This is a genomic window from Streptosporangium fragile (genome assembly GCF_039534445.1).
Taxonomy (GTDB): Bacteria; Actinomycetota; Actinomycetes; order Streptosporangiales; family Streptosporangiaceae; genus Streptosporangium; species Streptosporangium fragile.
The window spans coordinates 21117-29531 of the sequence record NZ_BAAAVI010000089.1; the positions used below are offsets into that span (position 1 = coordinate 21117).

An 8415-nucleotide genomic window follows, 5' to 3' on the forward strand; every position below is an offset into this window, starting at 1 on the left:
ACCGCAGAAAACGGAACGAATGGGGTCGACAATGTCTCGGTGGATCAGCTTGGTCACGCGAGTCACCGCCACCGCCACGCTCTTCACGCTCCCGCTGGCCGTCGTCCAGAGCACGGCTTTCGTGGTCTCGCCGATCACGTACGTCGCCGGCGACAGCACCTGGACCTGACGCCCGGAACCGCTCAGGGCAATTCTTTCGATTTTTTCGACAAATCCGCTATACGTTCACTGACACGCCGGTGGTCCGCGGAACCGGGGTCCGTCGAACAATTCAGGGCGCTGTTCAAGGCGTCGATCGCGGCGGCCTCGTCCCCCTTGAGGACGAACACCTCCCCCAGCTCGGCCAGGGCCCGGAACCGCCAGAGCCGGGTGTCCAGCTCGGCGGAGATCCGGCAGGTCTCCTCCAGATGGGCCACCGCCTCGTCGAGCCGTCCCAGGCGCGCGTGCAGCCGGCCGAACGCCAGGTGGATCCGCGCCTCCACGAACCGCTCGTGAACCCCCCGGGCGACGCCCAGCGCCTCCTCCAGGCTCCGCACGGCGTCGTCGAGCAGATCCTGGCGGAGCTGGATCTCCCCCAGCCCGCACAGGATGTAGGCCTGGCCGATGCCGTCCTTCCGCTCCTTGACCAGCGTGAGGGCGGCCCGGCAGGCCTCCTCCGCCTCCTGCGGGCGGTCCAGGCGCAGCAGGGCTTCCGCCAGCCGGTTGAGGATCTGCGCCTGGCCCCGCTCGCTGCCGAGCCGCCGGAAGACCTCCAACGCCTGCCGGAGCAGCGGCTCGGCCGGCTCGATCCGGCCCTGGTCGACGTAGACCTGGGCGATACCGCCGAGCACGTGGGCCTCGGCGAAGCGGTCGCCCACCTCGGCGAATATCTTCTTGGCCACGGCGAACCCGTCCAGCGCGGCCCCGAAGCGGCCCGCGAGCCGGTCGAGCAAGGAGGCGTTGCGCAGGGTCAGCGCCAGCCCGTACCGGTCCCCGAGCCGCTCGAACCGCTCCCGTGCCTCACCCAGGCACTCCCCGGCCCGCCCCGGGACCTGCTGGAACAGGTGCATGCTGCTCATCGAGCACAGCACGGCCGCCTCCCCGCGCAGGTCCCCGGCCGCCCGGGCGGTGGCCAGCGCGGTCTCATGGCTGGTACGCCAGTCGTCGAAGTAGCTGCGCGCCTCGAACAGGGTGGTGGCGGTGACCGCGAGATCCCAGCACAGCTCGGAGGCACCGAGGCGGGCCGCCTGGGAGACCGCGGCGACGAGGGCGCCGCGCTCGGCGTCCAGCCAGTCGAGCGGACGCTCCAGGAGCCCGTCCACGTCGGCGGGACGCCACCGCGGCACCGTTCCGTGCAGCTGGGTGAAGGCGCCGCCGTACTCCCGCTGGTGCGCGTCCTCGGCCAGCGCGAGCCAGCAGCCCAGCGCGCGGGTCACCGCGGCCAGGCGGTCCTCGGCGGGCTCCTCGGCGTGGGCGCGTTCCCTGGCGTACAGCCGGACCAGGTCGTGGAACCGGTAGCGGACCTGGTCGGCACCGTCGCGGCCGGCCACCTCCAGCAGCTGGGCGTCGACGAGCTGGTCGATGAGGTCCTCGGCCTCGAGGTCGTCGATGTCGAGCAGCGCCGCGCCCGCCCAGGAGGCGAAGTCGGGTGCCTCCAGCAGTCCCAGCCGGCGGAACATCAGCGCCGCCTCCGCGCTCAGGTCGCGGTAGCTGAGGGCGAAGCTGGCCCGCACGGTGAGCTGGCCGTAGCTGAGCTCGTCGAGGCGGCGCCGCTCGTCGGCCAGGCGCCTGGCCAGGCGGGCGGGGGTCCAGTACGAGCGCGCGGTGAGGCGGGCGCCCACGATCCGCAGGGCCAGCGGCAGCCCGTCGCACAGCTCCCCGAGCAGGGCCGCGGCCTCGGGATCGTCGCCCATGTCCCTGGAGTCGGCGACCCCGGCGAGCAGCGCGGTCGAGTCGGCCGAGCCGAGCACCTCCAGGTGGATCACGCTGGCGCCCTCCCGCGCGGCCAGGTCGCCCAGGGGGTCGCGGCTGGTCACGATCACGCAGCAGGTTCCGGAGCCGGGCAGCAACGGCCTGACCTGCTCGATGAAGCGGGCGTTGTCGAGCACCAGCAGCAGCTGGCGTCTGCCGATGACCGTGCGCAGCAGGCCGGCGCGCTCGTCCAGGTCCTCGGGGATGCGTTCGCCGGCGATGCCGAAGGCCCGCAGGAAGCGGTCCATGACCGCGCCGGGGGCCAGCGGCCGCGCGTTCAGGTCGTAACCCCGCAGGTCCACGAAGAGCTGGCCGTCGGGGAAACGGTGCGCCACCCGGTGCGCCCAGTGCACCGCGAGACCCGACTTGCCGACCCCGCCCACCCCGGTGATGAGGGCGATGGTGAGCAGCCCCTGCCCGAGCCGCTCGTCCAGCAGCGCGTCCAGCTCGGCGATCTCCGCGGCCCGGCCCACGAAGTGGGGGACGTCCGCGGGCAGCTGGGCGGGCACCACCCCGTGCTCCGTCTGCGGCGCCGTCGCGGGCGGGGCGTCCACGGGCGCCGCCTCCGCGGCGGGGGCCGGGTCGGGCCCCGGGGTGAGCCGCGCCGGAGCGGGGACCGGGACCAGCTCGGGGTCGTCCCGCAGGATCGCGTCGTGCAGGGCCTGCAGCTCCGTACCGGGCTCGATGCCGAGCTCCTCGACCAGGTGCTTGCGCCCGACGCGGTAGGTGTCGAGCGCCTCCGCCCGGCGCCCGCAGCGGTACCGGGCCAGCATGAGCTGGGCGCGGAGCCGCTCACGCAGGGGGTTGGCGTCGACGAGCACGGCGAGGTCGTCGATCATCTCCCGGTGCCGGCCCAGGGCCAGCTCCACGTCGACGCGCTCCTCGGTGAGCGTGAGCTGGCGGTCGTCCAGGCGGCGCGCCTCGGCCTCGACGAACGCGCTCTCGATGCCCGCCAGGGTCGGGCCGCGCCACAGGTCGCACGCCTCGGCGAACAGCCGGGCCGCCGCGCCGAGGTCGCCCGCCCCCTCGGCCGTGCGGGCCTCGGCGGCGAGGCGCTCGGCGAGCAGGACGTCGACCTGGGACGGGTCGGCGTGCAACACGTACCCGGGTGGGGAGGTGCCGAGCACGTTCGGCGGCACACCGGCCTCCACGAAGGCGCGGCGGAGACCGGAGACGCAGATGACCACCTGGTTGCGCGCGGTGGGCGGCGGCCGCTCCCCCCACACCGCCTCGGCCAGCACGTCGACGGGGACGACCCGGCCGACACGGAGAATGAGCGTGGCGAGGATGATCCGCTGGCGTGATCCGCCGATCGAGATCCGTCGTCCGTCTACCAGGACGTCAAGCGGACCGAGAACCCGAAATGCGAGAGCACTGTCCATGCACCACCATCAAGAACTGTCCGGCCGCCGCTTGCGCAGGATGAATCGTTCGCTCACCAAAAGGTCCATTGCAACAGTATTCATTGGAGCGTGTCCAGTGACGCTTGACAGGTGGGACGCCCGGACACGACGGCCGCGGGACGGCCGCCGCCCCGCGGCCGCCCTCGCCCCTCGCTGACCGGCCGCGGACCGGACAGGGCCGGGGCGGGACAGGAACACGATCTCACGTGGCCGGCGCGTCCCCCGTGCCCTCCCCGACCGGCGCCTCGCCGCCGCGCCACCCCGTCCTGCCGCGGCGGGCGTGGCGGTGCCCGTCAGTCCCGCGCCGGAACGCCGTCCGGCCGGTCCGCGGCGGGAAGGGGCGCCGGTCGCGGAGCGCCGCCACGCAGCAGCCCCACCACCGCGGCCGCCAGGCCGACGACCAGCACGGTGCCGATGACACCGGCCACGTTCAGCCCGCCGGTGAACGCCTCGCGGGCGGCGGTGAGCACCTCGGCGCCCAGCGACCCGGACAGCCGCTCGGCCGCCGCGACCGCGTCCACCAGGCTGTCGCGAACCGCCTCGACGGCCCCGCCCGGGAGGCCCGCGGGCAGCGTGCCGTCCAGCCCGTGACGGTAGACGGCGCCGCCCACGCTGCCCAGCACCGCGATGCCGAGTGCGATGCCGAACTCGCTGCTGGTCTCCGACATGGCCGCCGCCGACCCGGCCTTCCGCGCCGGCGCGGACGCCACCACCATGTCCGTGGTCAGCAGCATCAGCGGGGCCAGCCCGCCGAAGGCCAGCACCATCCCGGCCACCAGCGGGCCCCGCCCGGCACCGGCGTCCGGCAGGGCGAACAGCGCGAACCCGGCGGCGGCGACCAGCAGGCCGCCGGCGATGACCAGGTCCGGCCGGTGGCGGGCGGCCAGCCCGGGCACCACCAGCGCCGCCACGCCCATCACCATCGTCGCGGGCAGCAGCCACAGGCCCGTGCCGATCGGCGACTGGCCCAGCACCAGCTGCACGTACTGCGCCAGCAGCAGGAACACGCCGCCCCAGATGAACTGGCCGGCCAGCAACGTGCCCAGCGCCCCGCTGAACGCGCGGACCCGGAACAGGCGCAGGTCCAGCAGCGGCGCGGCCAGCCGGTTCTGGCGGCGGGCGAACAGGACCGCGAACAGCGCCCCGGCCACGATCGACAGCGCCGGTACCGCCGCGAAGCCGTCCTTGGCCATCTCCTTGACGCCGTAGACGACCGGCAGGATCGCGACCAGCGAGAGCACCACGCTGATCGGATCCAGCCGGCCCCCCGCCGGGTCGCGGTACTCCGGCAGCGCCACCGGCCCCAGCGCCAGCGTCAGCACCATCACCGGCACGCCGATCAGGAACACCGACCCCCACCAGAAGTGCTCCAGCAGCACCCCGCCGACCACCGGGCCGACCGTGGCACCCGCCATGAAGCAGGTCATCAGGATCGAGATCGCGGCGGTGCGCTGTCGCGGATCGGCGAACATGTTCCTGATCAGCGCCAGCGTGGACGGCGCCAGCGTGGCCCCGGCCACGCCCAGCAGGGCGCGGGTCAGGATCAGCATCTCGGCGCTGGTGGCGTACGCGGCGGCCACCGAGGCGGCGCCGAACGCGGCGGCGCCGATCAGCAGCAGCCGCCGGCGGCCGATCCGGTCGCCCAGCGTGCCCATGGTGACCAGGAAACCGGCCACGACGAAGCCGTAGACGTCCTGGATCCACAGCATCTGCACGCCACCGGCGTCCAGGTCGGCGCTGATGTGCGGGGTCGCCAGGAACAGCACGGTGTTGTCCATGGCGATCAGCAGGATCGGCAGGGTGAGCAGCGCCAGCCCCAGCCATTCGCGCGGCCCCGCCCGCACGGCGGACGGCGCTGCGGCGTTTCCGGACATCGGGATCCTTCCTCTCGACGTTGTCCCAGGGCGGTTCGGACCCGCGTTCCAGCCTGCGCCGGGCGGCTCACAGCCGGCTCTCGGTCCGCTCACCGCGGCTGGGCTACCGTGATCACCATGCGGTTCGGTGTACTCGGTCCACTGGCGGTGTGGACGGCCGACGGCCGGCCGGTCGACGTGCCCGGCGCGACGGTGCGCGCGCTCCTGGCCGACCTGCTGGTGCACGCGGGGCGGCCGGTGTCGGCGGACCGGCTGGCCGAGGACCTGTGGGACGGGCGTCCGCCCGGCAACCCGGCCGGCGCGCTGCACACCAAGATCTGGCAGCTGCGCCGGGCGCTGGAACGGGCCGAGCCGGGCGGCCGGGAGCTGGTCGTCTCCCGCCCGCCGGGCTACCTGCTGCGGGTCCGCGCGGAAACGGTGGACGCCGGCCGGTTCACCGCCCTGGCCGATCGGGCGAGGGACACCCCCGATCCCCGCGATCGGGCCGCGCTGCTGGCCGACGCGCTGGCGCTGTGGCGTGGCCCGGCGTACGCCGACTTCTCCGACAGCGGCTTCGCCCGGGCGGAGATCACCCGGCTGGAGGAACGGCGGCTGACCGCGCTGGAGGAGCGGGCCGAGGCGCGGCTGGAACTGGGCGAGCACGCCGCGCTGGCCGACGAACTCGGCGCGCTGACGGCCGAGCACCCGCTCCGGGAACGGCTGCGCGCGGCGTACATGCTCGCCCTGCACCGCTCCGGGCGGCGGAGCCAGGCGCTGGAGGCCTACCGGGACCTGCGCGGGCGGCTGCGCGAGGAGCTGGGCCTGGACCCGGGCCGCGCGGTGGCCGCCCTGCACGAGGCGATGCTGCGCGAGGATCCGGCCGTCGACGTCCCGCCGGCCGTGCCCCGGCCGCCGCGCCTGCCGGTGCCGCTCACCGGCCTCATCGGCCGGGAGGACGCCCTCGGCCGCGTGTGCGCGCTGCTGGACACGGGCAGGCTGGTGACGCTGACCGGCCCGGGCGGGGTCGGCAAGACCCGGCTGGCCATCGAGGCGGCCCGGCGGCTGGGCGGCGACTTCCCCGACGGCGTCCACCTGGTGGAGCTGGCCGCGCTCGGCGCGCCGGGTGACCGGACCTCGGTGGAGGATGCCGTGGCGAGCGTACTCGGCCTGCGTGACGGCCTCGCCCGCGCGCATCCCGGCCGCCCGGCCGACCGGTTGCTCGAAGCGCTGCGCACCCGGCGGTCGCTGCTCGTGCTGGACAACTGCGAGCACGTGGCCGACCCGGCCGCCGAGCTCGCCGAGCTTCTCCTGCAGTCCGCGCCCGGCCTGCGGGTCCTGGCGACCAGCCAGGTGCCGCTGGGCATCCCCGGCGAGCTGGTGGAGGTGGTCGCCCCGCTTCGGGTTCCCGACCCGGACGCGGACGCCACGACTGTGGCGGGATCCGCCGCGGCACGGCTGTTCACGGCGCGGGCCGCCGCGGCGGCGCCCGGGTTCGCCCTCGACGCGGGGAACGCCGCCGCGGTCGGGGCGATCTGCCGGCGACTGGACGGCATTCCGCTGGCGCTGGAGCTGGCGGCCACCCGGGTACGGGCCCTGGGCGTGCATGAGCTGGCCCGGCGGCTGGACGACCGGTTCCGGCTGCTGGACACCGGGCGGCGGGCCGGGCCACCGCGGCAGCGCACGCTGCGCGCGATGATCGACTGGAGCTGGGAGCCGCTGACCGGGCCGGAGCGCGCGGTGCTGCGCCGGTTGGCGGCGCACGCCGGCGGGTGCACGCTACACGCCGCCGAGCGGACCTGCGCCGGTGACGGCGTGGCCGCCGAGCAGGTCGCGGGGGTGCTGACCCGGCTGGTGGACCGTTCTCTGGTCACCGTGGTGGACGGTGCGGACGGTCCTCGCTACCGGCTGCTGGAGTCGATCGCCGCGTACTGCGTCGAGCGGCTGGACGAGGCCGGCGAGAACGAGTGGGTGTTCCGCCGCCACGGCGACCACTACACCGCGCTGGCCGAGGAGGCCGAGCCGCACCTGCGCGGCCACGACCAGCGGCGCTGGCTGGGCATCCTTGACGCGGAGACCGCCAACCTGCGCGCCGCGCTCGACCGCGCGGTCCGGCGCCGCGACGGGGATCGGGCCCTGCGCCTGGTCACCGCGCTGGCCTGGTACCGGGTCCTGCGCGGCCGGCTCCGGGAGGCCGCCCGCTCGCTGGAGCACGCGCTGTCACTGACCGGCCCGCCCGGAGTGGCCGCCGAGGCGGGCGCCTGGTGGGCCGGCGTCCGGCTGATGACCGGGGAGCCGGTGCCGGTCCCGCCGTACGAGGAACACGCCGGTGATCCGGTCAAACTGGCCAGGGCGCACTGGTTCCTGGGGGCGGTGCTGTTCAACTTCGGCGACCGGGCGGCGGGTGAGCGAGCGGTGGAGCGCGCCCTGGCGGTCTTCCGCGCCCACGGCGACCGGTGGGGCGAGGCCGCGGCGCTGTGGACGCTGGGGTGGCACGCGCTGGTCCGCTGCGACCTGGCGGCGCTGCGCCGCGACGCCGAGCAGAGCCACGCGCTGTTCCGCCGGCTCGGTGACCGCTGGGGGGAGATGCAGGCCGCCGACAACCTCGCCGAGCTGGCCGAGATCACCGGGGACTACCCGCGGGCGGCGCGGCTGCACCGGGACGGGCTGCGCATCGCCGAGGAGCTGGGGCTGTGGACCGACGTACCGGTCAAGCTGACGGGGCTGGGCCGCGTCGCCCTGCTGACCGGCGACCACGCGCGGGCGGCGGAGTTCCACGGGCGGGCCAGGCGGCTGGCCGCCGAGCAGTCCAACCGGTTCTGGGAGATCGTCGCCCAGGCCGGGCTGGGGCAGGTCGCGCGCCGGCAGGGCAGACCGGACCTCGCCGAACGGCACCTGCGCGAGGCCCTGGACGGCCACCGCCGGATCGGATACGAGCCCGGCGTCGCTCAGGCCCTGGCCGAGCTGGGCTTCCTTGCCGAGCAGCGCGGCGACGCGGACCGTGCCCTGACCCTGCACCTGGAGGGGTGCGCCGCCGCACGAGCCACCGGCGATCCCCGCGCGCTCGCACTCACGCTGGAAGGGCTGGCCGGTGTCCGGGCCCGTACCGGGGACCACGCCTACGCCGCCCGCCTGTTCGGCACCGCCGCCGCGGCGGCGGCGGCGGTGGACGCGCCGCTGCCGCCCGGCGCGCGGGGCGACGTGGACCGCAT

At 75.4% G+C, this 8415-nt stretch carries 3 protein-coding genes; 1 reads left to right on the top strand and 2 read right to left on the bottom strand.

Translation table 11 applies throughout. The annotated features are described in order from the left end of the window. Positions 1 to 182: 182 nt before the first annotated feature. The gene (locus ABD841_RS36090; RefSeq protein WP_344981131.1) at positions 183 to 3332 is read right to left on the bottom strand and encodes an AfsR/SARP family transcriptional regulator; all 3150 of its coding nucleotides are present in this window, start codon (positions 3330 to 3332) and stop codon (positions 183 to 185) included. Positions 3333 to 3646: 314 nt separating this feature from the next. Further along, complete coding sequence (locus tag ABD841_RS36095) at positions 3647 to 5227, bottom strand: MFS transporter (protein ID WP_344981132.1); 1581 nt, start codon at positions 5225 to 5227, stop codon at positions 3647 to 3649. A gap of 117 nt (positions 5228 to 5344) precedes the next feature. Between ABD841_RS36095 and ABD841_RS36100 the strand changes: the two genes are divergently transcribed. Further along, on the top strand, positions 5345 to 8415 hold a 3071-nt coding region (locus ABD841_RS36100; RefSeq protein ID WP_344981134.1), incomplete at its 3' end, for an AfsR/SARP family transcriptional regulator.

Coding starts and splice junctions, on each gene's coding strand:
- ABD841_RS36090 (WP_344981131.1), bottom strand. CDS start 3,332: ATGGACAGTGCTCTCGCATTTCGGGTTCTCGGTCCGCTTGACGTCCTG.
- ABD841_RS36095 (WP_344981132.1), bottom strand. CDS start 5,227: ATGTCCGGAAACGCCGCAGCGCCGTCCGCCGTGCGGGCGGGGCCGCGC.